Below are 25,937 nucleotides of genomic sequence, written 5' to 3' on the forward strand. Positions count from 1 at the left end.
CCGGATCACACGATCCGGGGCTTTTGTTTTTATAGCATCTGCTTACTTGACTTACAACTAGTGCTTGGGATAAGCCTGCTGTATCCGCGACGCCACCAGCTGACGTTCTTCTCTCAACTTTTTACTGTTACGGTACCACAAGTACCCGATAATAGCTACTGCCAGATAGGGGATGAAGAATAGATACATGATACCAGTATTTAGTCCAATACCGACGTTGTTACGTCCGTTACCCATGGTACTCTCCACTGAGCCCCGGCACATAGCACATTGAGCCCAGATATCTGCCGAAGTAAGTAGTACTACCACAAGCATGGCAATACATTTCATCATTATCTTTTTCATTGGTAATAGGGGCTAATTAATAAATAAACAATCACACCAGTTACACTTACATATAACCAGATAGGGAGAGCCCATTTAACAGCTTTTCTATGCTCGGCAATCTGATTACTAAACGCAAAATAAACTGCTCTCAGTACAAACCATACTACCACTACCGACAGTACGATATGTGATATGAGCAGGAAGTAATAGACTGGCCTGATCAAACCTTCTCCTCCGAAGGCAGTAGACTCATTAGAAAGATGGTATAGTACATAAGACACCAGAAACAGTGAACCTAATACAAAAGCTCCTGTCATTGATCTTCGGTGAGCATCTACATTTCCCTTTCTAACAAAATACCATCCAGCAACCAGTAATACAGATGTAAGCGTATTGATGACGCCATTCAGATGTGGCAGCACTCTGGTCCACTCTCCCAGGTCTACCTTCTGCCGTATGCCCAGCAGTACAGCTACCACTACGGGTATAAGTACCGCTACTATGTTAATCAGTTTGTTGTATTTGGGGCTTTTATCAAGAACTAAAGCTTCCATGAGGGTTATTATTTCAATGATTGACTATACTCCAAAACCTTTATTTCGGCCATCAGCCGATCAACTTCATCTATTTCCCGAGCATCATAATATCCCCGGATATATCTATTACCATCTATAAGAATTAACCTATTGCTCAGCGAAATAGTTTGCATCCCTTCAGGTATGTTTACATTTAGGCGTAGTACTTCACCGGCTGCTTTACTTACCTCCTCCGGATTACCTGAGACTACTATCCAGGAGTTTGGATTTGCTCCATTCTGTTTTAGAAGAGAATCTAATTCTGGAGTAGCATTTCCAGTTTCTTTAATAGAAATAACCTGTAGCTGGGGAATTGTCTGCGTCAGATCATGTACTCTTGAAAGCTGGGCCAGTGCTTTCTGACAGGTATCGCCACATTCAGCAGGAAGCAAATGAACAACTGAGAATTTACCCCGAAGATTAGCTTCGGTAAAGGCTTCGCCAGTACGAACATCAGAAAGCTTCAATCCATTGATAGTATAGTACACAGTATCACTACCATTCAAAGCTACTTCACCGGTAGTAGGATCCCTAACCGGATGAAAGGTGGGAAGATCATAATGATTGATCCCGAAAAGCTTGAGGAAAACAAAGATAAAAGCCGGTACTGCTAATAGAATTATCAGCAGCCCGGCCTTACGGTATTTATGCATATCTATTTATCGCACATCGAAGATGGCACCACCTTCAAGAATCAAAGCAACTAACAGCCACGCTACAAAAATACAAGGAACGAGAATAGACCAGATAAGCGACTTAGTTTCGTGCTTAAGGTGCATAAACTCTCCTACAATATAGAATGCCTTTACGATAGTCAATCCAATGAATATCGCTACTTTAAGCATACCAGCACCTAAAGTAAAGGCGATCAAGAACTCCAGCGCTGTGATAGCAGACAGTATGGTAAAGGTTTTCCAGATGGCTTTGCGTTGCTCTGAACCATCTCCATGCTCGTGCTCGTGCCCGTGATCATGTACGTGTATATCTGCCATGTCTTTATACAGTTTATAATATCAGTCTGTCTTTAAAATTATACCAGGTAGAAGAAAGTAAATACAAACACCCATACCAGATCCACAAAGTGCCAGTATAAGCCTACCTTTTCTACCATTTCATAATGACCGCGACGCTCATACAATCCGGTAGCAGTGCGATAAAAAATCAGGAAGTTTAGAACAACACCACTGAATACGTGTGTACCGTGAAAACCAGTGATGAAGAAGAAGAAATCCGCAAAAGCCGGAGGTCCATACTGATTTTCGGTCAGGTTAGCTCCAAAAATTGTTCTTTCTACCAAGTTACCGTTTACCAATTCGCTAATAACAGTACCTGATTCTGTTCCATGAATAAAGTGTGCCCACTCCCATGCCTGGCAACCCAAAAAGGTAATACCTCCCAACAGGGTCCAAAGCATATATTTCTCGACAGCAGCACGATCCATACGATGGCCAGCTTCTACCGCCAATACCATAGTCACACTACTGAAGATCAGGATGAAGGTCATGATACCTACGAATACCAGAGGCAGCTCAATTCCATGCAGGAAAGGAACTGCTTCGTAAACTTTTTCAGGAATAGGCCAGTACAGGTTAGAAAAGGTAAAATCTTCAACCGCTCCCTCATAGGCAGGGTTGCTAAATCGAACCATTCCATAAGATACCAGCAAAGCTGAAAAGGTGAAAGTATCTGAGATGAGGAAGAACCACATCATCAATTTTCCGTAGCTTGCTTTCATGGGCTCGATACCCCCCATCCACAATCTGGGTTTTACCGTGCTCGTTGTCGTTGCAGTAGACGCCATTGGTTAATTTAATTAATCAATTAAAAGTCAATAAAAAGAAAAACAAATATACCCACAGAATATCCAAAAAGTGCCAGTACGTCGTACATATCTGTATTCGTCTGAGGTTTTTGGAATGTACACGAAGTTGGAAAGCGGCTACCAAACCATACACTAGCACGATCAGACCCGTAATAAGGTGAAAACCATGTAAGCCGGTGAAGACATAAAAGAAGGAGCCTGAGGGATTACCTACAAAAAACACCTTCATATCTACCAAATCCTTCCAACCCAGGAACTGCATCCATAGGAATACCATACCTAGCACAAAAGTAATAGAAATTGCAATTCTCAAACTTCTAAAATTATCTTTTTTTGCCGCAAGGTATGCCCAATGCATTGAAATACTACTAGCCACCAATACATATGTACTATACCAGAATATCGGAGGCATATCAAACTCAAGCCAGTTCCCCTCAGCTCTGCGCACGAGGTAAGCACTAGTCTGTGAAGCAAAAATCATGATGATACTTACAATGAACAGCCAAAGTATAAACTTCTTAGGATCCATTGAAAGGGTTTCTTCCGGTTCCCGCTGTGCACTTAGTTGATGAATATTTTCCATTTATTAAATCAGAATAGATTAGGTATTACATTTTGTCCAAAAGAAAGGCTATCTGAACAATGGGCAGGTATATAAAGGACCCAAACATCAGCTGCAAAGCCGTCTTATCGGAACACTTACGCATTAAATGAAAAGTTTGAGCTAAGAACAACACTCCACAAACAGTTGCCACAAGAGCTGAATTGATATCAGTCATTCCGAGCTTAAAGGGCAACCATCCCACCGGAAGCAGGAAAAGCGTATATATCATAATCTGGATTGTTGTACGCAGATCCTTTCCCCCTTGCGAAGGCAACAGCTTAAATCCTGCCTTTTTATAATCTTCATCTAATACCCAGGCAATAGCCCAAAAGTGGGGGAACTGCCAGAAAAACTGAATCGCAAATAGGATACCCGGCTCAAGCCCAAATTGATTGGTAGCGGCCACCCATCCAATCATCGGAGGAAAAGCACCCGGAATAGCTCCAACGAATACCGCTATTGGACCAACTCGCTTAAGCGGTGTATACACAAATCCATACAGGATCAAAGAAAGCAGAGCAAGTAGCGCCGTTGTCAGATTAAAGTACACCAGGAAGATATACATGGCTGTTACACCTAAGACTACAACCCAGACGATTGCCTCCTCAACGGAAAGACGACCACTTGGAAGCGGACGATTAGCCGTGCGCTTCATAAGCTTGTCCAGATCTTTCTCTATGATCTGATTGATAGTGTTAGCTGCCCCTGTGATGCCAATAGCACCAATCGAGAATAATATCAGCTTAGGCCAATCAATTGCTTCTGCTCCTAAATAATACCCGAAGATTCCGGAAAAAGCCACCAATGAAGCCAATCTAAATTTGATTAGTTCAAATAGCGCTTTTACTTTACCACTTATTTTCTCCCCTATTGATAAGCTACTTTCAGATGATATCATTGCTGTCTATGAACTGAATTTCAGATAAGAAGGTCTATATATTTAATCTTTTTATACCACTTTAAGTTCACTGTGGGCACTGGTTCTGAACACTATTTCAGCGTTCAAAAACAGGTAAAGTACAAACTGTGCACCGAGCATAGCAACAGCTAAAGTAAGGTGCAAAGGCTGCGAAAGTGCAGGTACAGCTAAGTAAGCCATAATGACTCCGGTCAGTATCTCCACAGCTATAATTGCCATTATACTCTTGGCTAACATACGTATGGGGCCCTGTCCAGCTGAATACTTGTATATCCAATAGAACAACCAGGCGTTAGTACCTAATATGATCAGTGAGAAGGAGCGGTGGACGTAGAAGGTAATTCCTAATGCATCTATCCATTGACTACGGGCTGCATAGCCAAGATTGTCAATAACAATATCCATAGCCTCACGCACCTGAGTACCTATTAGTACCTGAGCCGTTGATAGCACCAACACCACCAAAAGTAATTTGTTGATCTTTGGCTTGTTTTGAACAGCCTCAACCTTCATAGTCCCTACATAGGATCTAGCCATTACATACAGTAGAATAAATACTATAACAATGGCCAGTAACATGTGAAGGGTAATCATGACCGGAAGTAATTCAGAAGATACCACTTTTGCTCCCAACCAGCCCTGGAAGCCTACCAGAAGAAACGTAAGAAGGCTCAGATAGAAGATTGGTTTATCTGAACGAAGAAATGGAATAGAAGCTAGTAGCGTAGCAAAAATCATCAAACCAGTAAACACACCAAAGAGGCGGTTAACGTATTCGGTCCAGGTCTTTACGGCATTGAACTCAACTTCTCCCTTTAGCTTGGCACCGTAAATCTCCTTATAATTTAATGGTAGCTGGGACTCCTCCGTTGGAGGAACCCAGCTACCAAAACACTTAGGCCAATCAGGACATCCCATTCCAGCTCCGGTACTTCTTACTATACCACCTATCATAATCAGGAGGTAAACTACTGCAACTGTAACCAGAGCCAGGCGCCTGAACAGGCTATTATTTCTACGCTCAGTGAGCGTTTCTGAATTGGTCATTGAAATTCTGTGCCTCTATATCTTTCTCGATAGCTATCTCCTCATTTTCGTGAGGCAGGTTAGACTCCGGAGTCTGAGAGTGAGGTACTGTTTGAGGAATAAAATCTTCTTTTGCACCAGGCTTACTATAGTCGTAAGGCCAACGATATACAGCAGGGATTTCACCAGGCCAGTTTCCATGTCCAGGTACTACCGGAGTAGTCCACTCCAGTGTATTAGACTGCCATGGATTTTTAGAAGCTTTCTTGCCTTTAAATATGCTATAAAAGAAGTTATAAAGGAACAAAAATTGAGCTATGAAGGTAAAGATAGCCGCGATCGTTACAAACGCATTCAGATCGGTAAAGCTCTTCGTAAACTCATAGCTTGTAAATGTATAGTAACGACGAGGGAAACCGGCGATACCTGTATAATGCAATGGGAAGAATACCAGGTATACTCCTATAAAAGTAGCCCAGAAGTGAATCTGTCCCATTGTTGTATTCATCATACGGCCGAACATCTTAGGGAACCAGTGGTATACACCCGCGAAAAGTCCGAATGCCGATGCCGCACCCATTACAATGTGGAAGTGAGCAACTACGAAGTAAGTATCGTGCAACTGAATATCAAGAGCACTGTTACCAAGGATAATACCAGTCAAACCACCTGTTACAAATAGCGATACCAGACCGATAGAGAATAGCATAGCTGGTGTAAACCGGATATTACCTCGCCACAGCGTAGTGGTATAGTTAAATGCTTTTACTGCCGAAGGTACCGCAATGATCAGTGTCAGGAACATGAACACAGAACCAAGGAATGGGTTCATACCTGATACAAACATGTGGTGAGCCCACACTATAAATGCCAGGAATGCAATACCTATGATAGAAGCAATCATTGCACGGTAACCAAAGATCGGCTTACGTGAATTGGTTGCAATAATTTCGGATGTAATACCCAAGGCAGGTAGAAGTACAATGTATACTTCCGGGTGACCAAGGAACCAGAACAAGTGCTGATAAAGGATAGGGCTACCACCTACGTTTGGCAGAGCCTCACCATTAATATAGATTTCAGACAGATAGAAGCTGGTACCGAACTGGCGGTCAAAAATCAGAAGCAGAGCTGCTGAGAAAAGAACAGGGAACGATATCAAACCCAGAATGGCAGTGATAAAGAATGCCCAGATCGTCAAAGGAAGACGATTGAAAGACATTCCACGGGTACGCAGGTTGATAACAGTAGTGATATAGTTAATACCGCCTAGCAGCTGCGACACGATAAACAACGCCATACTCACTAACCATAGTGACATACCTAAGCCTGAACCCGGCATAGCCTGAGGAAGTGCACTCAAAGGAGGATAAACTACCCAACCCCCCGAAGCAGGACCTGTTTGAATGAATAGCGATATAAACATGACCACTCCCGCTATGAAGAAGAACCAGTAGGAAAGCATGTTCAGAAACCCTGATGCCATATCACGGGCACCTATCTGCAGGGGAATAAGGAAGTTACTGAATGTACCACTCAAACCGGCAGTCAATACGAAGAATACCATGATGGTACCGTGCATCGTAACAAGTGCCAGGTAAAAGTTAGGATCCAGTTTACCGGTTTCATCTAACCACTGTCCCAGGATTGGTCTCATCCAGGACATATCTATCCCGGGAAAGCCCAGTTGCAAGCGGAAAATTACCGACATGCCCAATCCGATAATTGACCAGAAAATACCAGTAATCAGATACTGCTTTGCGATCACTTTGTGATCTTCTGAGAAGACGTACTTACGCCAGAAGCTCAACTCTTCATGGTGCGCGTGATCATCGTCGTGCACCTTTGTAATGTCAATTCCTGTCTCTAATGATGACATATCTTCTGCTACTTTTTTGAATTTTAAATATTAACGTACCGATGCACTTGCTCCTACACCTACAGCACCTGCTTCCTGAGCCGTAGTACTGTCGGCTGGGGCAGTTGCTGGTGCAGTTGGATTCTCTGGCAAGTACTTCATCGCCTTTGACTTCAAGTTATCAGGCACTTTGGCCAGATATTCAGGATAGGTCTGAAGGAATGTTTTCTGCTCAGAAACCCATTTACGGTAAGAAGCTTCATCCTCTACAATAACTCGCATACGCATAGCGAAGTGACCACGGCCACAAATCTCCGTACAGGCTAACTCATAATCGAAGTTAGGATCTCCTAACTCAGCACGAATCTCATTGGTAGTCTTATCAGGCACGAACCAGAACTTAGTAGGCATACCTGGTACCGCATCCATCTTCACCCGCATGTGAGGGATAAACACGCTGTGCAATACATCACGCGCTCTGATTTTTAGAAGCACTGGTCTGCCAGCCGGAATATGAATTTCGGTATTGTTGGTAAAATCATCCAATGAGTTTTCATCAGTCAAATCAATACCTACTTCATTCTGGGCATCGATTAACTTATAGTTGTAGTTACCAAGACGGTTATCATCCACACCACCGTAGCGAACAATCCAGTTAAATTGCTTTCCGACAATCTCAATTACTTCGGCATCAGCAGGTGCTTCCGAAGTGATGTCAGACCATGCTCTCCAACCTGTGAATACTAGCAGGGCCATCACGATTGCAGGAATAGCGGTCCAGATAATTTCAAGCTTATGATTCTCGGGATAATATGTAGCAATTCTACCAGGCTTGTACTGGTACTTGTAAGAGAAGTAGAACAACAAAAAGTTAACGACCAGGAAAGGAATCGCTAACACGCCCATCGAAAACCAGAACAGATCATCGAGGCGGCGTCCGTGTACTGATGATGCAGCAGGAAGGAAGTCTTCCTCAGCGGCTATGTAAGTACCTATCACACCTATAATACTAAATATAGTAAACAGGATGAAGAGGTTCGCATTCCAACTATTGCCAGAAGGTATGTTCTCAGGACGGGTTTCCGTTCCACTATTTACACCTTTGACAACATTACGCAATCTTGCGATCACCATAACGGTGAGCACCAGAAAGACAAGGGTAAGTAATCCAATAATATAAACCATAACGATTGAACAGGTTGTGCTAATTACGCTATATCATGATGCAATGACTCTTCCAGCATAGGATGATTCTTTGGAATCAGATTAGCTTTGGCCAACTGAGCAGAAACAAACCAGATGAAAGCACATGCAAATACTAAAATAAAGCCAAATTCTACAGGTCCGAAACCAGCGTTAGCACCTACAGTACCAGGCATGATGTTTACGTAGAAATCAAAGTAGTGACCCACGATTATACTCCAACAAGCTAGCTTCAAAATACTGTGAGTACGCTTTGAATCCCTTGTCATTAGAACGAGGAATGGAAAGAAAAAGTTTAGTATCAGATTGATAAAGAAAGGTGCTCTGTAGATACCACCGTAACCGCTAAAACGCTCTTTGTAGTGGATAATTTCTTCAGGTAAGTTAGCGTAATAAATGAGCAAAAACTGAGCAAACCAAACGTAGGTCCAGAAGATACTAAAAGCGAATACAAACTTACCCAAGTCCTGTAAATGGCTATGGTTAACTGCCTTCAGGTAACCTCTTTCACGTAGCGTTACTACCATTAGAGTGATCACTGCCAGACCTGTTACGTGCCAGCTTGCCAGGGTATACCAGCCAAACATAGTACTGAACCAGTGTGTCTCGATTGACATCACAAAATCCCAGGCTGAGGTAGATGAAGTAACAGCAAAGAACACCAGGAATGCGGTACCGAATTTAACGGATTTGTCATAGTTAGTAAGACCACCAATCCGGTCTTCTTCCAGAGAGGCTTTCCGTAGTACGGTCCACAGGAAGTACCAGCCGACAAAGTACAGTACCAGACGAATCAGGAAGAAAGGTGTATTCAAGAAGCCACTCTTTCCATCGATGATAGCATCGTAGCCTTCGTTGCTTGCGTCATACAAATCTTCATGGGTCCAGTGAAACAAGTCATGCCCACCCAGGAAGAATGTGATCAGCATAATAACACCTGTAACGGGAAGGAAAGAAGGAAGAGCTTCTGGAATACGCTTGAATACAACTGACCATCCTGCCTGTGCCAGATAGTTGTAGGACATGAAGAACATTCCTATAACTGATATACCAGTAAAATATACAGCGTTAAGCCATATGTTCGCCCAAATACGGGTCATCCAGCTACTACCACCATGTCCACCAGCTGCACCTGCCTCATGTTGAGCGGCAGTAGCACCATGGTCTGCTCCAGCGTTAGCAGCATTTTCTGCGGCGTGTGCAGTTTCGTGTCCACTACCGTTTGCTAACAAAAATGCACCGATTATGATAAGAGCCAAACCGATGGCTCCTCCAATCAATAAATTTCGTTTCGCGCCCGAAGTGAATTCAAATCGTTCTTCTATTGAAGGAATCGCGTGTACTGATGCCATTATGATTTTAATTACGCAGTTATCAAAAAATTAGGATCCTTTTTTAAGCTGTTGTACGTAGTGTACAATTTCCCAACGCTCCTCAGGTGTTACTTGTGACTTGTGAGGCCACATACGTCCCCAACCGTGTGTAATTACATGGAAGATATGTCCATCGTTCATATCCTGGAAATTGGCAGCTTTGTAGTTAGGTACCCCTTTGTACACTTCAGCCACGGGTCCATTACCTTCTCCTTCGGGTCCATGACAGTGCTGGCAGTATCTTTCAAATAACACTTTACCTTCTGCCAGAGTCTTCTCATTCAGAGGAACGGGATTTCTTAGTACTCTCTCTGAAGTACGGATACTGTCCTTTGGGATGTTATACACCATCAGATCAGTAGTCATATTCAGATTGGTATTAGTATTGACTGCTGCAGTTGAATCACCTCCGCCAAAGTCGCCTCCTCCTACATTGGTGTAATGCTGACGTGCCACTGTACCATTTACTGGTTCACGCATGTTCAGTCCCATAGGGTTGATAGGGTGCTTCTCTACCTGCTTATAGGCTTCATATCCTACCGAGCGGTACATGTTAGGAGCAAACTCCCATCCGGTATCATTCGGGTCACGCTTACAACTTGTAAAAGCTATGGCAACAACTGCCAGAACTCCTACATACTTATTTATTACTTGAAATTTCATCAGTGCAATGTTTTAGAATTGTTTGATGTTGACTTCCCCAGCACCCAGGTCTCTTAGTGCCTTGGTAATGTCTTCCTCACTCATCTTATTCTTACCCATTTCAATGGCCATTACAAACTTATTGTCAGTTGAACGTGGGTCGAACAAAACAGGAGCCGGATTAGGACTCAGACCATTTGTAACGAAGAAAGTAGTCACCATTCCGAATGCAGTAAAGAGTACTGTCATCTCGAAGGTAATGGGTATGAAGTTGGGGAGAGATATATAGTCCTTACCGCCAATGTTCATAGGCCAGTCAAAGCCCAGCATCCAGGTCATCATTGTTAAAGCGCAGGCGCACCCTGTCAGACCAAAAAGGAAAGCTGCTATACCTATGCGGGTACGAGGATGTCCGAGCGCGTCATCCAACCCGTGGATCGGGAAGGGTGAGTATACTTCGTGAATCTTTACACCTGCTTTACGGAGTTTAGGTATTGCATGGAGAATGACATCATCATCATCAAATACTCCGACTAAATATTTTCCGGTTAGCTCTGCCATAAATGTTTATATCTTTTACAAGCAGGTCGGCAGGAATCTCCTGCCGACTCTGGCTTTTTGATTATTCAGCGTCTTTGTTAAATGATGGATTTGCAACTCGTGCTCCCTTAGCTACGCCAGATATATTCTTTGGCAAACGCTCAGAAGATGATCTGATGATAGCTTTTACTTCAGCCATGTTTACTACGGGCAGGTACTTAGAGAAAAGTAAGAACAAGGTACCAAACAGACCGAAAGAGAAGATGTAGTCACCAATGTCATAGAAGGTAGGTGAGAACATAGCCCAGCTAGAAGGCAGGTAGTCACGGTGTAGTGACGTAACAATGATCACAAAGCGCTCAAACCACATACCAATGTTTACGATCACCGATATGAAGAATGTCCAGGTAACACTACGACGTAGTGAACGTGACCAGAACAGCTGTGGAGAGATTACGTTACAGGTCATCATAGCCCAGTATGCCCACCAATAAGGACCAGTAGCACGGTTGATGAACGCGTAGCTCTCATACTCAACCCCGGAATACCACGCGATAAAGAACTCAGTCAGGTAAGCTATACCTACGATAGATCCAGTTAGCGTGATGATCTTGTTCATCGACTCGATGTGCTCGATGGTAATGTAGTCTTCCAGACGATATACTACGCGAGTAATAAGCATCAGGTTCTGTACCATGGCAAATCCTGAGAAGATCGCTCCGGCTACGAAGTAAGGAGGAAAAATGGTTGTGTGCCATCCGGGAATTACCGAAGTAGCAAAGTCCATACTTACAATCGTGTGTACCGAAAGTACCAGAGGAGTTGACAAACCAGCCAGGATCAAGCTGATGTACTCATAACGAGACCAAGTCTTGGCGGATCCGTTCCATCCCATTGCGAAAGTACCGTAGATAAAACGGGATACTTTATTTTGAGCGCGGTCACGGATAGTAGCCAGGTCAGGAATAAGACCAATGTACCAGAATACCAGCGATACTGAGAAGTAAGTACTGATCGCGAACACGTCCCATACCAGTGGTGAGTTGAAGTTAACCCACAATGAACCAAAAGTATTAGGTAGAGGAAGTGCCCAGTACGCTAACCAGGGACGGCCCATGTGCATCAGGATAAACGAAGCCGCACAGATTACTGCGAAGATGGTCATCGCCTCAGCAGCACGGTTGATAGAAGTTCTCCACTTCTGACGGAAAAGCAAAAGGATCGCTGAGATAAGGGTACCGGCATGACCAATACCTACCCACCATACGAAGTTGGTAATATCCCATGCCCACCCAACGGTTTTATTAAGGCCCCAAACGCCAAGGCCTTCCCACCAAGTCCAGAAGAGACAAGCCGTACCGTAGATCAGTACTACTAGTGCTGCGATAAAAGCGATCTTCCACTCTTTGGTCGGCTTTCCTTCTACGTGACGACATACGTCTTCCGTAACATCGGCGTATGTTTTTCCGCCAGTTACCAGCGGCGGTCTTACGGGTGAAGTAACATGCATACGACTAATTAGTTATAATGATTTAAACTTTCGCTATTCAATTGATTAGATCTGTTAATGCTCCCGCCTAGGTATCTACGGTATGAGGAGTTTTGATTTCACCCTCTTCATCGAGTGTTGCTGAGGCATCTGGATCTACGTTTTTAACCTTCACCAGGTAAGTAATCTGTGGCCGGGTGTTGATCTCTTCGATCACCTGGAAGCCACGTCCTCCTTTTCTTTCAACCAAGGTTAATTGATGAACAAGACTGGTAGGATCATTCAAATCACCGAATACGATAGCGCTGGTCGGACAAGACTGAGCACAAGCTGTAACGATTTCGCCATCTATCGGACGTCTTCTTTCCTTCTTAGCAGTCAGTTTACCTTCCTGAATACGCTGCACGCAGAATGAGCACTTCTCAATAACCCCACGTGAACGAACAGTAACCTCAGGGTTAATCACCATTTTACCCAGGTCATTGTTGAAGTGGTAGTCGAAGTTGTCATTATCAAAGTACTTGAACCAGTTGAAGCGACGTACTTTATAAGGACAGTTGTTAGCGCAGTAACGGGTACCTACACAACGGTTATAGGTCATCTGGTTCAGACCTTCGTGACTGTGCGTAGTAGCCGCTACCGGACATACTGTTTCACAAGGAGCGTTGCTACAGTGCTGACACAGCATAGGCTGGAATACTACTGCAGGGTTTTCAGAAGCAATTTCCTGTCCCTGGAAGTCTCCCTCCTCCGCATCGCTGCTATAGTAGCGGTCAATACGGATCCAGTGCATTTCACGACGTCTTGTTACTTCCTGACGTCCTACAACAGGTACGTTATTTTCAGCCTGACAGCTGATCACACAAGATCCACAACCTGTACAGGAGTTAAGGTCGATAACCATACCCCATGAGTGATTAGGGTACTTGTGACCATTCCACAGTGACAAATCAGGAGCAACAACAGGTCCCTCGGAGGTTTCTACTTCCGGAATAAAGCGTCCTGCTGCATTATTTTTCTGATAAGCGCTCAGGATGGTTTCCTGAATAACTGACTCACGGCTCATTACTGTTTCGTGGGTCTGTGTCTGCGCTAGCTCACGGTATCCACCCGTATTTGTAACATTGACATTACCAGGGTAGAAAGAGAGGAATCCACCTACGAATGTGGCCATAGGGTATACATTCACCCCTACTCCATTACCGGCTTTACCCGCTTTCGCACGACCATAACCAATAGCAACAGCTACTGTACCATTCGCAAGACCAGGCTGAATAAGCGCCGGTAGTTCGACGGCGTAACCTCCTTTGGATTCTACACGTACCAGATCTCCCTGCTTAATACCTAGTTCTTCGGCAGTCTTCTTAGAAAGTTTAGCGTAGTTATCCCAGGTAGCCTTAGTCATTGGGTCAGGGAACTCCTGAAGCCATGGGCTATTAGCCCAACGACCGGTACCCATACCTACTTTTTCATAAATAATAAGTTCAATTCCTGATGCAGACCCAGCAGCTGCGCTTGTTCTTGCGATAGAAGAAGCTGCAGCATCTACATTACCAGCAAAGCTAGCCGTAGCAGCCGTAGTTGCTTTACGCTCGAAGACACCATCGTGCAGAGCTTTCATCCAGAATTGGTCGAAGTCTCCTGCGCCCCCTTGCGTAAATATATTTCTACGCCAGTATGACCGGAGATATTCGTGGTAATTAGCCGGCAGTCCAGCCCATGTCAGAAGACTTTCCTGGCCCTGACGCGTATTGAATATCCGGCTGATGGTAGGCTGAACCAGGCTGTAGTAACCTACTCTAGGCTCAGAGTCTCCCCATGACTCTAGATAGTGAGGAGCAGGACAGATATATTTTGTTAAACCAGCAGTTTCATCTGCACGATCCGAGATAGCAATGCTTAGAGGTACTTTAGGAAGTGCTTCTGCGAGTTCAGCACCACGAGGATGATCATATACAGGGTTGGCTCCGTAAAGAATAACGGCTCCTGCACGACCTCCTTTTACCTCATCAATGAATGCGTTCATGGCAAGATCGTTACCTTGATGAACATTGAGAGGTGCACTTAGGTCAATGGTTGAACCATAGCTTCCCAGCAGGCTGTTCAGCGCGTTGGTCACAACCTGAGCAGCGGGATCATTTAATCCACACATTACTACAGCCTGCCCCTGAGCAGCTATAAGATCAGCTGCAGCTTTGTCAAGGTAAGGTACCTCTACGGCCGGAGCAGTGATAGTCTTACCGCCCAGTTTGGTAGCTACTCTATTATATAATGCTGTAAGAACAAGACCAATCTGAGAAGGCTTCACTGCCGCACGGTAGTCAGCGTTTGCACCGGTTAGAGAGAAGTCAGACTCGAACTGATAATGACGAGACATGTCTTTCTTTCCGTTGGGAGCACTGCTCACCTTACGAGTAGCAGCATATTGCGTATCAAAGAAACCAGGATTTACCCAGGTTCCCAGGAAGTCAGCCTCAACACCAACTATAACCTTAGCTTTGGTAAGGTCATAGGAAGGGAATACTGGTTGTCCAAACGACTCTTCATTGGCTCTTCTGATAGCCGACAAAGAGTTCGCATCGTACATGATGTGAGTTGTGGATGGGTACTTTGCAATAAAATCAGCGATAACGGCCTTAGTAGAAGGGCTCATGACCGTATGCGATACGATACGAATAGCTCCGTTGCGTCCTGCAATCTGTGCCAGCTGAGTGGTGATCTCACGATCTACCATATCCCAACTTACTTTTGTATCCTCTCCTTTTTGCGGTCCCTTCAGCTTTTCTATATCATAAAGGCTCAGGAGGGAAGACTGCACACGTGCACTAACACCATGTGTTATGCTGGACATTGTATTAGGCTCCAGCTTAACGGGACGTCCTTCGCGTGTTTTCACCAGGATGCTGCTATAGTCGCTACCTTCTGAATAGGTAGAAGCATACCAGTTGTCAAGGGTTGGGAATTCACCCTCAGGCTTATTGAGATAAGGAACAGCTTTGGTAACCGGTGCGTCGCAGGCAGCCAGAGATACAGCGGCCATACCAAAACCAAGTACCTTAAGGAAATCACGTCGATGGGTATTAGTACCATCGACTATACTCTGATATTCTTTTTCTTCGCCGGGAGTAAGTTCGGCAAATTCACTTTCGGCGTGCTTGACAAAGCTTTCGTCATTACGTAACTCTTCCAGACCCCGCCAATACCTTTTTTTATTATTTTCCATACAGTTATTCAATACAAATTAAATGTATTTCGGAATTTCTCTCAGGCGATTAGTAGTGACACTTTGAACATTCCAAACCACCTATATCCGATACCTTCAAAGAGCCTTCACTATACTTATCATGCAGCTGTACCAGCTTGTCATAGTAAGCATTGCCTTTGGTATTGACATCAGTCTTACGGTGACAGTCAATACACCATCCCATAGTCAGGGATGAGCGCTGCTCTACTACTTCCATCTGCTGGATTTCGCCGTGACACTGCTGACACTCCAGACCAGCAACGTTTACGTGCTGTGAGTGGTTGAAGTAGGCGAAGTCAGGAAGATTATGAACACGCACCCATTCGATAGGCTGATTGTTTTCAATGGCTGTGTATATTTTTTGAATTTCAGGAGACTCGTTTTTGATCACACCGTGGCAGTTCATACAGATGTTAGCCGAGGGAATGTGAGCTGACTTACCACGATTCACACCAGTGTGACAGTAGTTACAGTCGATGCTATACTCTCCTGCATGTAGTTTATGAGAAAAAGCGATAGGCTGCTTAGGAGCGTATCCCTGCTGGACACCGATGCTATAAGCACCGTCGATAGTAGCCTTTACAACCAGAAGAATAAATACCCAAATAGTTGCGGAACGAATAGCTGGATTATTGGCAGCAGTAAGCAGATTACGCTTCAGGCGATCACCGAAGCTTACCTTATCCCCTTCGGCAGTGGTGGCATCACCAGTTACCGCCTTTGACAGGATAGTTACGATTACCAGCAGAACACCAAGCACCAGTAACATTACAACCAGCAATGCAACCAGCACCAACACGAACAAATCAGACGGAGCGCCGGACTGTACAGTAGCAGCACCAGCGGCACCACCTGCAGCAGCAGCGGGAGCAGCACCTGCGGCAGGAGCAGCATTAGCCTGCTCAACGTAAGCAAGAATTCCCCGAATATCGTCTTCTGACAAATTAGGGAATGGAGTCATTTGTGCCTGGTTGTACTCGTTGTAGAGCTTTACAGCGTAAGGATCACCACTGGCAATAACAGCTTGTGAATTGTGAATCCAATCTACAAGCCAGGGAAAATCACGACGCTCGGTGATTCCTTTCAAACCTGGTCCTACAGATTTCTCTGCTGTAACATTATGACAGGCAGCACAGTTGTTTTTGAAAAGGGCTTCGCCTTTAGCGGCATCCCCTGAGGCACCTCCGCCTGCATCTGCGGCAGCACCAGTAGCAGCTCCGTCAGCAGGGGCAGCTGCGTCCTGAGCCGAAACATGTGTTAGACCAACCAGAAGGGCCACCAAGAGGGTGAATAGTGAAGTCCTAACTGATCTTTTTTGGCCAAAAAGAGAGATTTTTTTAAATTGTTTATACATAATCAGTTATTCATTGATTCTTCATCACACAAATCTACTGCACGAATTTTTATCCACAAAAGTATTTCTTTGATATTTTATAGTACTCACTTATTTATACTTTTTCTAATCTCTCTGCTTCTTTTTAAGCCTTTTTAGTTATCCCACTAGCATTTGCTTTTCAGCTAATTACAAAAAAAATACCATTTGCGCAGGTACAGGGTACATTCAGCACAAATGGTATTTTTCCGTTTATAGAAAAGCGTTACAGGACTATTAAAATCCTCTGCTTTTTGGGAGGTTCCGAGCGGATTCGAACCGCTGTACAAGGTTTTGCAGACCTCTGCCTAGCCGCTCGGCCACGGAACCTTATGAGCCGCTTAGCTGATCGTAGCTGGTGTACTTTCAGCTAAGCTGGCGCAAAATTATAAATTATTCAGATTACTCCTCGTCTTTAGCGTCTTTTTTAGCAGCTTTTTTATCTTTCTTTTCTGTCTCTTCCATTTGTTCTTTCAGAGCGGACAGAACGTCAAGGTCACCGAAGGTAGCTTTCTCTGCTTCTTTGGCAGCTGGGGCATCGGCTTTAGGAGCTGATTTCTTAGCTTTGTCCTCTTTTTTCTCTTCTACAACGCTACCACCCTGCCATACCTTAGTATGAGAAAGTACGATCTTCTTTTCGTCCTTAGAGAATTCGAGTACAGTGAAGTCAAGGCTCTCGCCTACTTCAGCTACCGAACCATCTTCCTTAGCAAGGTTTTTCAGTACTACTACGCCTTCGATTCCGTAAGGAAGCTCAAGGGTAGCAAACTTATCACCTTTAGATACGATTGTACAACGGTGTACTGAACCTACTGCGAAGATAGACTCGAATGTATCCCATGGGTTTTCTTCAAGCTGCTTGTGGCCAAGGGCCAGACGACGGTTGTCGGCATCCAGCTCAAGTACTACTACTTCCAGTTCCTCACCTACTTTGATGAAGTCAGAAGGGTGCTTGATCTTCTTAGTCCATGACAGATCAGATACGTGTACCAGACCGTCGATTCCTTCTTCCAGTTCGATGAACAGACCGAAGTTGGTCAGGTTACGAACGATACCCTTGTGACGGGTACCGATAGCGTACTTGTCTTTCAGGTCAGCCTGAGTCCAAGGATCTTCGGTCAGCTGCTTAATGCCAAGTGACATCTTGCGCTCCTGACGATCCAGTGTAAGTACTACTGCTTCGATCTCGTCGCTTACGCTCATGAACTCCTGTGGGTTACGCAGGTGCTGCGACCATGACATTTCAGACACGTGGATCAGACCTTCAACACCCGGACGGATTTCAAGGAATGCACCGTAGTCAGCTACATTCACGATACGGCCCGATACTTTGGAACCAACCTGAATCTCCTCTGACAGTGAATCCCAAGGATGTGCCTGAAGCTGCTTCAGACCCAGTGAGATACGCTTCTTCTCTTCGTCGAAGTCGAGTACTACTACGTTGAGTTTCTGGTCGAGGTTCAACAGCTCTGATGGGTGGTTGATACGTCCCCATGAGATATCTGTGATGTGCAACAGACCATCTACTCCACCAAGGTCGATGAACACACCGAAGTTGGTCATGTTCTTGATAACACCTTCGAGTACCTGGCCTTTCTCGAGGTTGTTGAGGATTTGCTGACGCTGAGCTTCGAGATCTTTCTCGATCAGGATCTTGTGCGATACTACTACGTTATCGTTAGCGTAGTTGATCTTTACAACCTTCACCTCCATGCGCTTACCAACGAATACGTCGAAGTCACGGATAGGTTTCACATCGATCTGTGAACCTGGCAAGAAGGCTTCGATACCGAAGATATCCACGATCAGACCACCCTTAGTTCTGCGTTTCACAGTGGCGTCGATCACCAGATCCTCGTCAAATGACTTCTGAATATTATCCCAGGCAGTGATAACCTTCGCTTTCTTGCGTGAAAGCACCAACTGTCCCTGAGCATCTTCCTGATTTTCTACGTAAACTTCTACCTCATCTCCAATCTTCAGATTAGGAATGTCACGGAATTCGTTGTACGACACCAGGCCGTCTGATTTGAATCCAATGTTCAAAATAACTTCGCGGTCGGTGATACCTACCACAGTTCCTTTTACTACCTCTTTTTCCTGAATAGGAGAAAGGGTGTTTTCGTACATTTCCTCCAAACGAGTACGTTCGGCGGCTGAATAACCGGTGCCGAATCCTTTGTCATCGGCCTTTTCCCAATCGAAGTCGGGGAGTGCTTGGCTTTGTCTTCCTTTTGCCATAAATAGTTTATAGAATCGCTCTTTGATACATCAGCCTCCGAGCTAAAAGGCTGAAAATTAGTGATACATGGTTTTACTTTCGAAAAATAGACCGCAAAGATAGGAAAATAAAAAAAAAGATAAACACAGAGGCTCAAGTTTTTACAGATTACGTAAAAACTTGAGCCTCTGAACTATATATACTATGTTACCTCTTAGTAGATCGCTTCTTTGGCACCCAGATACGGTAACCAGCCATCATCGACAACTCCCGAAAAATCACGAAGGAACATCAGGAATGAAGGCTTGAAAGGGCGCTGACGTAGTGGCATACCGGCCTCTTCGGGAGTATAATCCCCTTTACGTGAGTTGCAGCGCTTACAGGCGGTGGCCAGGTTGTCCCAGTTGGTCTTGCCGCCCCGTGACTTGGGTAATACATGGTCGAGTGTCAGGTCATCACTGATGCCACAGTACTGGCAGCGGTTTCCGTCCCGCTTGAAGATGTTCTGCCGGGTCATCATTACACCACGGTAGGGTAAGTGGACGTAGCGGTGTAGACGAATTACTGTTGGCATGGGAAATACCTCCCGAACACTTCGCAGTACATGGGTAGGTGACTCCGCCAGTAACTCTGCCTTGTTCATATAAACCAGCAAAAAAGCCTTAGGTACCGAACAAACACTTAATGCACTGTAATCTTGATTAAGAACCAAAACTTTCCTGCCCATGGATCTAGATATGATTTCTTCTACCAATATATATATTCCCCTAATTAATAACGTAATAATCAGGCTAAATGTTGGTAAAATTGCCGGTAGAGCAATAGAAGAAATGACTAGTGCAGGCAGCTCTTTAATGCCCGCAACAAACATGGCTAATAATCCATCCGATCGGTCTCCCGTTTGACGTCGCGCTCCTTGATGGTCTCCCGTTTATCGTAGAGTTTCTTCCCTTTTGCCAGAGCAACCTCAAGTTTGGCTAGTCCACGGTCACTGGTATACAGGCGAACAGGAATAATGGTCAGCCCCTGGTCTTTTAGTTTTTCGGCAAGACGACGAAGTTCACGCTTGGTAAGTAGCAGCTTGCGGTCGCGGAGTGGTTCGTGGTTGTAGTGGGTGCCTTCGGTATAGGGCGATATGTGCATGTTCCGGATATATAGCTCCTCCCCCATAAACAGGCAATAAGCATCCTGCAGATTGACCTTTCCCTGGCGGATAGACTTGATTTCGGTACCGGTGAGCATCATTCCCGCCGAGAATGTTTCCAGAAAAAAATATTCAAATGAGGCGCGGCGGTTCTGGATGTTTACCTTTTTAGCTATTTTGTCGGACATTTTGTTGTTCTTTCTGAAAGGATTGCAAAGTTACTTCATTCAAAAAACTATACCAATTTCTATGGCAGTGACACGCTTATGCGCAGCACTTATGGCAGGTACAGTAGCTGCGCTTATATCTTTCTCTGCGAATGCACAAGCTCCCGGTGAGGTAGCTGCCGCACGTGCTGTCGTGGATCAGCTCTTTACGGGCATGCGATCCGGAGATTCGTCGCTGGTGCGTCGGGCCTTTTTGCCGGATGCCTCTCTACAATCTGTAACTACCGCATCCGATGGTACCGTGAAGGTACGCAAAGATGCCATTCAGGGATTTATTAATGCCGTAGGTACTCCTCATGATGAGGTATGGGACGAGCAGATCTATGATGTAAAGGTACAGATAGATGGCCCCATGGCTATTGTGTGGACTCCTTATAAGTTCTTCCTGGGGAGCAAGTTCAGCCACTGCGGCGTCAACGCCTTTACGCTGGTTAAGACTACGGAGGGATGGAAGATAGCCGGTATAACAGATACCCGGCGTCGTGACAACTGCCTGTAAAGATTAGAACCTGATCATCTGCTTCCAGGTACCTTTGATACGGTTGTACTTAAGGGTACTTGGCAACGCCTTCCACCAGTACTTATTAATCTCTACGGCAAAGGAAGGCTGCATGTAGCAGTTGATGGCGCAGCCTTCGCAGGCCGGCAGACGGCCTTCAAGAGCTACCAGCTTCTGTACCTCCTCGGATAGGTACAGGTCGTGAAGATTGCCTTCAATAGAATGTTCTTTTAGTCCCAGATGATAGCAGGGCAGCACCAGTTTATTTTCGGGAGATATTACCAGTGTAGTACTACCTGCCTTACATACCGGCGCCTCAGTATGGTTACCGCCGTCGAGTCGTAGCTGTACGAAGGCTTCATTGAGATATACGTTTTTCTGCTTTCCCCAATGGACCAGTTCGCTCAACGCCTCTTTGGATAAGTTGCCACCAACGGTATTGTACTCAAACACCGGATTCAGGATCAGTACCAGGTTGTTAGGTATACATACCTTCTCCCACACCTGTCGGATCTGATGGACATTACTTTCAAATACAGTAAAGATGATGTCTGGCCGCTCCCCAAAACCTCGGGCCACTTCGATGGACTCCATTACTTTATCAAAGCACTTGACGCCTCGGGAGAGATCATGTTCATCGCGGTGGGGGGAGTCGAGGGAGAGGTGAAGCATATCGATCAGTCCCCGTAGCTTGTGAGCGTACTTTGGGTACAACAGCCCGTTGGTAGTAACGGTGGTGATCATACCCAAAGCCTTGGCCTCACGCAATAATTCGTCAAGCTGACGGTGCAACAGGGGCTCGCCCCCGGTAAAGTCCACTACCTTTACGCCCAGTCGTTTCAGGTCCCGCAGGTTCTGCCGCGCGTTCTCCACCGTCACGTACGGAGAGGGGCGCTCCCAGATGTCGCAGAAGCTACAGGTAGCGTTACAACGGTACGTTACGTAGTAGTTGCACAACACAGGGTGGGAAACCAGGCGCATAGTTTTAGCTTAGTATCTTCAGCAAGCTGCTCAGCTTTTCCTTAAGGTCTTTACGATCTACGATAAAATCAAGGAAGCCATGCTCCAGTACGAACTCAGCACTCTGGAAGCCCTTGGGCAGGTCTTTACCTATGGTCTCCCGGATAACGCGAGGTCCGGCGAATCCGATGAGGGCACCCGGCTCAGAGATATTGAAGTCACCCAGCATAGCGTACGAAGCCGTCACACCTCCTGTAGTAGGATCGGTCAGCAGAGATATGTAGGGGATCTTTGCCTCCGCGAGTAACGCCAGCTTAGCTGAAGTCTTGGCCATCTGCATCAGCGACAGACCAGCTTCCATCATACGGGCTCCGCCCGATCGTGATATCATGAGGAAAGGCTGCTTGTGCAGTAGCGAGTAGTCAATAGCCCGGGCGATCTTCTCCCCTACTACTGATCCCATAGAGCCCCCGATGAAGTTAAAGTCCATACAAGCTATGGTGATGTCCTGTTCGTTCATCTTACCATGTGCAGTACGTACGGCGTCTTTTAGCCCGGTCTTGAGCATGGTACTCCGGATACGGTCCGGGTAGGGCTTCGTATCTATAAACTTGAGCGGATCACCCGATCGTAAGGTAGCATCGAGTTCGGTAAACTCATTGTTATCAAAAAGCAGCTCAAAATAAGCTTCTGAGCCAACTTTATCATGGTAGTTGCAGTGAGCGCAGGTATAAGCATTCAGCTTGTGCTCACGGGTGTGCATAATCTTCTTACAGTTAGGACACTGATACCAAAGCCCGTCGGGGGCTTCGCGCTTCATTTCCGTTGGGGTATTGATCCCTTTTTCTTTCCGAACAAACCAAGACATAAGCAGTAGTAGGTTAATCGCGCGACGCTAAGAGCAACGCCTTCTGGCTCTTAACAACGAAATCACGACGTAATGAGGCTTCAAATATAGTAATAAATGTATTGTAACCTCAAAGTGATAGGTAGTATTGACGCCGCGAAGGAGGAAGCCGCTCGATGGCATATCGTAACGAGGTACGCGGTAACTGATCAATATACTGATGCAAAAACTCTTCCATCACATCCAGATCGCGCTTACCTACTTCCCGCAGCATCCATCCTATGGCTTTATGAATCAGATGGTGCTTATGCGGCAGCAGTAACCGGGCAACGGCCAGTGTGTCCTGGTACTCGCCTTTGCGGATGTAGTAGTGGGTGGCTACTATAGCTACCCGCTGTGTCCACAGGTCGGGCTGTCTGCCCATGTCCAGCAGCGGGCTTCGGTCTTTATCAAACAGGTACCTTCCTACAATGTCCCGGGCTGAGGCATCTACCAAGTCCCAGTTATTGATGTACTTTATATTACTTAAGTACATATCGTAAAGCTTCCTCTGCTCCTCATCCGAAGCTTTGGCAAACTGATTTACCATTATCAACAGAGCCGTCAGCCGACATTCATGAATCGGGTCACGTAGCAGGAGGAGAAGTTGATCCGTAGGAAGCGTACGCCAGCGGCGGACTACTTCTCGCACCTGTGGATTGGAAACGCCCAAAAACTGATCGCCTTCGGCATACTGACCAGGCTTGGCCTGAAAATAGCGGACTACAAAATCAGCTCTTACCGGATCAGCAAAAGCCTGCAGGTCACTCCGGACTGCCTGAACCAAATCCATATGAAATTGTTTTTCTACCTAGATCAACCTAAACGGCACTACTGCCTCTTTAATTTTACTTATTACTTCCCTAACGGAACCATGAATGATCCTACCACTCCTATTGTGATTATTGTAGGTACTAACCGCCCTCATTCTGTATCTCGTCAAATAGCTGATTACTATCAACAAATACTTCACCGCAACGGAGCTACCAGTACTATACTGGATCTGCACGAGCTTCCGGCTGACTTTACCGTATCTGCTTTGTACAGTAATAATGGCAAAAGCGAAGCATTTAACCAACTCCGAAAGCTGGTGGATGACGCAGAGAAGTTCGTGTTTATAGTACCTGAATACAATGGCTCTTATCCGGGAGTACTCAAAGCCTTCATTGATGGACTACCCTATCCCAACAGCTTTACAAACAAGAAAGCAGCGCTGGTGGGACTTTCGTCTAATACTCAGGGAGCCGTTATAGCGCTAAGCCACCTCAATGATGTATTTAGCTATCTGGGGATGAACACGCTGGCCCTTCGTGTGAAGCTGGGGCTGATCCGAAGCTATTTCTCTAATGGTATTATAACCAATGATCTCTATAACGAACTGCTGGAAATGCAGGCGCGGCAGTTGATTCAATTCTAATAGTAGCTCTCACGATATAACAAGAAGAGGTACCTCATGAGGTACCTCTTCTTGTTATATCGTCTGATTTCTAGTTCAATCGGTGTTGCTCCATTTCGTGCGCCGGGATAGCGGGCCGCTTGCAGAGTTCAATCTGACTGCGCCGGTAGGCCGGTGATTCCAGTTCGGAATATTTAATTGATCCATCCCGGAAGCGCTGTACCATATTACGTATCCGCTGCCGCTCCTCGGCCGACCATCCATCGTTTACTTCGTCGTAGCCGTAGGAAGTATTGACGGAGGTTGGTTCATCTATGAAAACGGTAGGCTCTTCCATAACCACTACGTAGCCACCGCCTGATACGCCTCCAGTGGGTGTCTCTGGCTCTGGTTTGGTAGCAGCCATTGGCTCCTTTTCTATTTCTACTGGTTCTACGGGTGGTGTCCAGCGAGGCTGAGGCTCGTCGATCACTTCTATCGGAGTGTACGTTTCTTCTATTTGTACAACAGTAGATACTATTGGTTCGGGTGTCGACTCAGGTTTACGGATTGTTACTCCCGGAACGGGTGACTCAATACTATCGAAGCCAGCTGCAACAATAGTTACACGCAGTCTATCACCCAGTGAGTCGTCAGTGATCGTACCCAGCTTGAACATACGGGCTTCGCCCTGCACCTGCGAAAGTACGTACTTCCATATTTCACGCTGCTCGCGCATGGTGGCTTCCTTCTTCTTGCTGGTAGCCAGGGTTACCAATATACGCTTAGCCCCTGTAATAGTACGATCGTTCAGCAGCGGAGAATCCAGCGCCTGCTTAATAGCCTGATAAGCTCTGTCTTCGCCTTCGGCATCGGCCGTTCCCATTACAGACTGACCGGCGCTTTTGAGTACCTTCTCTACGTCTTTGAAGTCCGTGTTGATATTACCGCTGGTGGTAATGATCTCGGAGATACTTTTAACCGCATTCAATAAGATACTATCTGCCTCGGCAAATGCCTGAGTAAGCGTCATATCTTCGAACAGCTCTTCGAGCTTATCGTTCAGTACGACCAATACGGTATCGCTATACTCCTTAAGTTGCTCAATACCCTCCAGGGCCTGCTCTTTCTTGTCAAGACCTTCCCAGGTATAGGGAGCAGTCACCACAGCAACGGTCAGCTTGCCCATCTCTTTGGCTACCTGGGCAATAACAGGAGCCGCACCGGTACCCGTACCACCACCCATACCGGCCGTGATGAATACCATCTGAGTAGCGCCACCTAACAGACCTTTGATTTCTTCTATAGTCTCAAGAGCAGCCTCACGGCCCTTGGTAGCATCGGTACCAGCTCCCAGACCTTGAGTAAGATTAGCTCCAAGCTGAATCTTTATAGGGACAGGGCTTTTGTGAAGCGCCTGACGATCAGTATTACAGATAGCGAATTCTACATCTTTGATCTTATTCTCAAACATGTAGTTGACCGCATTGCTACCACCGCCTCCAACTCCAATTACCTTGATAATGGAGGGTTCCAGCGATCCGCTACCACTCGCGATAGTGTTTTTCACGATATCATTCACAATGTAATCTTGGTCTAAGGCGCTGAGTAAGTTCTTATTCATGATCCAG

25 protein-coding genes and 1 tRNA gene are annotated in these 25,937 nt (G+C 45.6%); 2 read left to right on the forward strand and 24 right to left on the reverse strand.

Features of this window, described 5'->3' with window-relative positions; translation table 11 throughout:
• Positions 1–57 precede the first annotated feature (57 nt).
• The 20 genes from JUB14_RS15990 to smpB form a co-directional block, all read right to left on the reverse strand.
• A complete protein-coding gene (locus tag JUB14_RS15990; protein ID WP_207507334.1) occupies positions 58–345 on the reverse strand; it encodes a CAMCR motif-containing small membrane protein in 288 nt (95 codons plus the stop codon).
• Entirely contained in the window at positions 342–881 is a 540-nt protein-coding gene (locus JUB14_RS15995) for a DUF420 domain-containing protein (RefSeq protein WP_207507335.1), read from the reverse strand. The genes JUB14_RS15990 and JUB14_RS15995 overlap by 4 nt, the downstream gene beginning before the upstream one ends.
• An 8-nt stretch (positions 882–889) precedes the next feature.
• Positions 890–1,555 carry an SCO family protein gene (locus JUB14_RS16000; RefSeq protein WP_207507336.1) on the reverse strand — a complete coding sequence of 222 codons (666 nt, stop codon included), beginning with the start codon at positions 1,553–1,555 and terminating at the stop codon, positions 890–892.
• 6 nt (positions 1,556–1,561) lie between these two features.
• Positions 1,562–1,894: a cytochrome C oxidase subunit IV family protein gene (locus JUB14_RS16005; RefSeq protein WP_207507337.1), complete on the reverse strand. Its 333-nt coding sequence runs from the start codon at positions 1,892–1,894 to the stop codon at positions 1,562–1,564.
• Positions 1,895–1,932: 38 nt separating this feature from the next.
• The gene (locus JUB14_RS16010) at positions 1,933–2,703 is read right to left on the reverse strand and encodes a cytochrome c oxidase subunit 3 (RefSeq protein WP_207507338.1); all 771 of its coding nucleotides are present in this window, start codon (positions 2,701–2,703) and stop codon (positions 1,933–1,935) included.
• 16 nt (positions 2,704–2,719) lie between these two features.
• Positions 2,720–3,307 (reverse strand): cytochrome c oxidase subunit 3, encoded by a 588-nt coding sequence (locus JUB14_RS16015; protein WP_207507339.1) that lies wholly within the window; start codon positions 3,305–3,307, stop codon positions 2,720–2,722.
• A 25-nt stretch (positions 3,308–3,332) separates the two neighbouring features.
• Positions 3,333–4,226 (reverse strand): heme o synthase, encoded by an 894-nt coding sequence (gene cyoE / locus JUB14_RS16020; RefSeq protein ID WP_207507340.1) that lies wholly within the window; start codon positions 4,224–4,226, stop codon positions 3,333–3,335.
• A gap of 51 nt (positions 4,227–4,277) precedes the next feature.
• Positions 4,278–5,294: a COX15/CtaA family protein gene (locus JUB14_RS16025; protein ID WP_207507341.1), complete on the reverse strand. Its 1,017-nt coding sequence runs from the start codon at positions 5,292–5,294 to the stop codon at positions 4,278–4,280.
• Complete coding sequence (locus JUB14_RS16030; RefSeq protein WP_207507342.1) at positions 5,269–7,152, reverse strand: cytochrome c oxidase subunit I; 1,884 nt, start codon at positions 7,150–7,152, stop codon at positions 5,269–5,271. Before JUB14_RS16030 ends, JUB14_RS16025 begins: the two co-directional genes overlap by 26 nt.
• Before the next feature lie 30 nt (positions 7,153–7,182).
• A complete protein-coding gene (locus tag JUB14_RS16035) occupies positions 7,183–8,316 on the reverse strand; it encodes a cytochrome c oxidase subunit II (protein ID WP_207507343.1) in 1,134 nt (377 codons plus the stop codon).
• 23 nt (positions 8,317–8,339) lie between these two features.
• Positions 8,340–9,686: a quinol:cytochrome C oxidoreductase gene (locus tag JUB14_RS16040; protein WP_207507344.1), complete on the reverse strand. Its 1,347-nt coding sequence runs from the start codon at positions 9,684–9,686 to the stop codon at positions 8,340–8,342.
• A gap of 30 nt (positions 9,687–9,716) precedes the next feature.
• Positions 9,717–10,370 (reverse strand): c-type cytochrome, encoded by a 654-nt coding sequence (locus JUB14_RS16045; protein WP_207507345.1) that lies wholly within the window; start codon positions 10,368–10,370, stop codon positions 9,717–9,719.
• Between the two features lie 12 nt (positions 10,371–10,382).
• A complete protein-coding gene (locus JUB14_RS16050; protein ID WP_207507346.1) occupies positions 10,383–10,910 on the reverse strand; it encodes a DUF3341 domain-containing protein in 528 nt (175 codons plus the stop codon).
• A 61-nt stretch (positions 10,911–10,971) separates the two neighbouring features.
• Positions 10,972–12,399, reverse strand: coding sequence for an NrfD/PsrC family molybdoenzyme membrane anchor subunit (nrfD, locus tag JUB14_RS16055; protein ID WP_207507347.1), 1,428 nt, complete (start codon positions 12,397–12,399; stop codon positions 10,972–10,974).
• A gap of 67 nt (positions 12,400–12,466) precedes the next feature.
• On the reverse strand, positions 12,467–15,601 hold the full coding sequence (locus JUB14_RS16060) for a TAT-variant-translocated molybdopterin oxidoreductase (protein WP_207507348.1): 3,135 nt from the start codon (positions 15,599–15,601) through the stop codon (positions 12,467–12,469).
• Between the two features lie 49 nt (positions 15,602–15,650).
• On the reverse strand, positions 15,651–16,976 hold the full coding sequence (locus tag JUB14_RS16065) for a c-type cytochrome (protein ID WP_207507349.1): 1,326 nt from the start codon (positions 16,974–16,976) through the stop codon (positions 15,651–15,653).
• Positions 16,977–17,253: 277 nt separating this feature from the next.
• Positions 17,254–17,324 (reverse strand) — tRNA-Cys (locus JUB14_RS16070).
• Between the two features lie 72 nt (positions 17,325–17,396).
• Positions 17,397–19,235, reverse strand: coding sequence for a 30S ribosomal protein S1 (gene rpsA, locus JUB14_RS16075; protein WP_207507350.1), 1,839 nt, complete (start codon positions 19,233–19,235; stop codon positions 17,397–17,399).
• A 194-nt stretch (positions 19,236–19,429) separates the two neighbouring features.
• Positions 19,430–19,942: an HNH endonuclease gene (locus JUB14_RS16080; protein WP_207507351.1), complete on the reverse strand. Its 513-nt coding sequence runs from the start codon at positions 19,940–19,942 to the stop codon at positions 19,430–19,432.
• Between the two features lie 146 nt (positions 19,943–20,088).
• Positions 20,089–20,547, reverse strand: coding sequence for an SsrA-binding protein SmpB (gene smpB / locus JUB14_RS16085; protein WP_207507352.1), 459 nt, complete (start codon positions 20,545–20,547; stop codon positions 20,089–20,091).
• 61 nt (positions 20,548–20,608) lie between these two features.
• On the opposite strand from smpB, the gene JUB14_RS16090 reads away from it, so the two are divergent.
• Positions 20,609–21,085, forward strand: a complete 477-nt coding sequence (locus tag JUB14_RS16090) for a nuclear transport factor 2 family protein (RefSeq protein ID WP_229367923.1) — start codon at positions 20,609–20,611, stop codon at positions 21,083–21,085.
• A 3-nt stretch (positions 21,086–21,088) separates the two neighbouring features.
• Here the strand turns inward: JUB14_RS16090 and JUB14_RS16095 are convergent, their stop codons facing one another.
• From JUB14_RS16095 to JUB14_RS16105, 3 genes are all read right to left on the reverse strand, one after another.
• Positions 21,089–22,066, reverse strand: coding sequence for a radical SAM protein (locus JUB14_RS16095; RefSeq protein WP_207507353.1), 978 nt, complete (start codon positions 22,064–22,066; stop codon positions 21,089–21,091).
• Positions 22,067–22,070: 4 nt separating this feature from the next.
• Positions 22,071–22,913, reverse strand: a complete 843-nt coding sequence (gene accD / locus JUB14_RS16100) for an acetyl-CoA carboxylase, carboxyltransferase subunit beta (protein ID WP_207507354.1) — start codon at positions 22,911–22,913, stop codon at positions 22,071–22,073.
• A gap of 109 nt (positions 22,914–23,022) precedes the next feature.
• Positions 23,023–23,724 (reverse strand): DNA alkylation repair protein, encoded by a 702-nt coding sequence (locus JUB14_RS16105; protein WP_207507355.1) that lies wholly within the window; start codon positions 23,722–23,724, stop codon positions 23,023–23,025.
• 81 nt (positions 23,725–23,805) lie between these two features.
• Between JUB14_RS16105 and JUB14_RS16110 the strand changes: the two genes are divergently transcribed.
• A complete protein-coding gene (locus JUB14_RS16110) occupies positions 23,806–24,348 on the forward strand; it encodes an NADPH-dependent FMN reductase (protein ID WP_207507356.1) in 543 nt (180 codons plus the stop codon).
• 70 nt (positions 24,349–24,418) lie between these two features.
• Here the strand turns inward: JUB14_RS16110 and ftsZ are convergent, their stop codons facing one another.
• On the reverse strand, positions 24,419–25,930 hold the full coding sequence (ftsZ, locus tag JUB14_RS16115; RefSeq protein WP_207507357.1) for a cell division protein FtsZ: 1,512 nt from the start codon (positions 25,928–25,930) through the stop codon (positions 24,419–24,421).
• Positions 25,931–25,937 lie beyond the last annotated feature (7 nt).

The sequence above is a fragment of the Telluribacter humicola genome (assembly GCF_017355935.1).
In the GTDB taxonomy this organism is placed as follows: domain Bacteria; phylum Bacteroidota; class Bacteroidia; order Cytophagales; family Spirosomataceae; genus Telluribacter; species Telluribacter humicola.

Excerpts from the sequence above, each read along its gene's own strand:
- JUB14_RS15990 (WP_207507334.1), bottom strand. The coding sequence starts at position 345 with ATGAAAAAGATAATGATGAAATGTATTGCCATGCTTGTGGTAGTACTA.
- JUB14_RS15995 (WP_207507335.1), bottom strand. The coding sequence starts at position 881 with ATGGAAGCTTTAGTTCTTGATAAAAGCCCCAAATACAACAAACTGATT.
- JUB14_RS16000 (WP_207507336.1), bottom strand. The coding sequence starts at position 1,555 with ATGCATAAATACCGTAAGGCCGGGCTGCTGATAATTCTATTAGCAGTA.
- JUB14_RS16005 (WP_207507337.1), bottom strand. The coding sequence starts at position 1,894 with ATGGCAGATATACACGTACATGATCACGGGCACGAGCACGAGCATGGA.
- JUB14_RS16010 (WP_207507338.1), bottom strand. The coding sequence starts at position 2,703 with ATGGCGTCTACTGCAACGACAACGAGCACGGTAAAACCCAGATTGTGG.
- JUB14_RS16015 (WP_207507339.1), bottom strand. The coding sequence starts at position 3,307 with ATGGAAAATATTCATCAACTAAGTGCACAGCGGGAACCGGAAGAAACC.
- cyoE (WP_207507340.1), bottom strand. The coding sequence starts at position 4,226 with ATGATATCATCTGAAAGTAGCTTATCAATAGGGGAGAAAATAAGTGGT.
- JUB14_RS16025 (WP_207507341.1), bottom strand. The coding sequence starts at position 5,294 with ATGACCAATTCAGAAACGCTCACTGAGCGTAGAAATAATAGCCTGTTC.
- JUB14_RS16030 (WP_207507342.1), bottom strand. The coding sequence starts at position 7,152 with ATGTCATCATTAGAGACAGGAATTGACATTACAAAGGTGCACGACGAT.
- JUB14_RS16035 (WP_207507343.1), bottom strand. The coding sequence starts at position 8,316 with ATGGTTTATATTATTGGATTACTTACCCTTGTCTTTCTGGTGCTCACC.
- JUB14_RS16040 (WP_207507344.1), bottom strand. The coding sequence starts at position 9,686 with ATGGCATCAGTACACGCGATTCCTTCAATAGAAGAACGATTTGAATTC.
- JUB14_RS16045 (WP_207507345.1), bottom strand. The coding sequence starts at position 10,370 with ATGAAATTTCAAGTAATAAATAAGTATGTAGGAGTTCTGGCAGTTGTT.
- JUB14_RS16050 (WP_207507346.1), bottom strand. The coding sequence starts at position 10,910 with ATGGCAGAGCTAACCGGAAAATATTTAGTCGGAGTATTTGATGATGAT.
- nrfD (WP_207507347.1), bottom strand. The coding sequence starts at position 12,399 with ATGCATGTTACTTCACCCGTAAGACCGCCGCTGGTAACTGGCGGAAAA.
- JUB14_RS16060 (WP_207507348.1), bottom strand. The coding sequence starts at position 15,601 with ATGGAAAATAATAAAAAAAGGTATTGGCGGGGTCTGGAAGAGTTACGT.
- JUB14_RS16065 (WP_207507349.1), bottom strand. The coding sequence starts at position 16,976 with ATGTATAAACAATTTAAAAAAATCTCTCTTTTTGGCCAAAAAAGATCA.
- rpsA (WP_207507350.1), bottom strand. The coding sequence starts at position 19,235 with ATGGCAAAAGGAAGACAAAGCCAAGCACTCCCCGACTTCGATTGGGAA.
- JUB14_RS16080 (WP_207507351.1), bottom strand. The coding sequence starts at position 19,942 with ATGGGCAGGAAAGTTTTGGTTCTTAATCAAGATTACAGTGCATTAAGT.
- smpB (WP_207507352.1), bottom strand. The coding sequence starts at position 20,547 with ATGTCCGACAAAATAGCTAAAAAGGTAAACATCCAGAACCGCCGCGCC.
- JUB14_RS16090 (WP_229367923.1), top strand. The coding sequence starts at position 20,609 with ATGGCAGTGACACGCTTATGCGCAGCACTTATGGCAGGTACAGTAGCT.
- JUB14_RS16095 (WP_207507353.1), bottom strand. The coding sequence starts at position 22,066 with ATGCGCCTGGTTTCCCACCCTGTGTTGTGCAACTACTACGTAACGTAC.
- accD (WP_207507354.1), bottom strand. The coding sequence starts at position 22,913 with ATGTCTTGGTTTGTTCGGAAAGAAAAAGGGATCAATACCCCAACGGAA.
- JUB14_RS16105 (WP_207507355.1), bottom strand. The coding sequence starts at position 23,724 with ATGGATTTGGTTCAGGCAGTCCGGAGTGACCTGCAGGCTTTTGCTGAT.
- JUB14_RS16110 (WP_207507356.1), top strand. The coding sequence starts at position 23,806 with ATGAATGATCCTACCACTCCTATTGTGATTATTGTAGGTACTAACCGC.
- ftsZ (WP_207507357.1), bottom strand. The coding sequence starts at position 25,930 with ATGAATAAGAACTTACTCAGCGCCTTAGACCAAGATTACATTGTGAAT.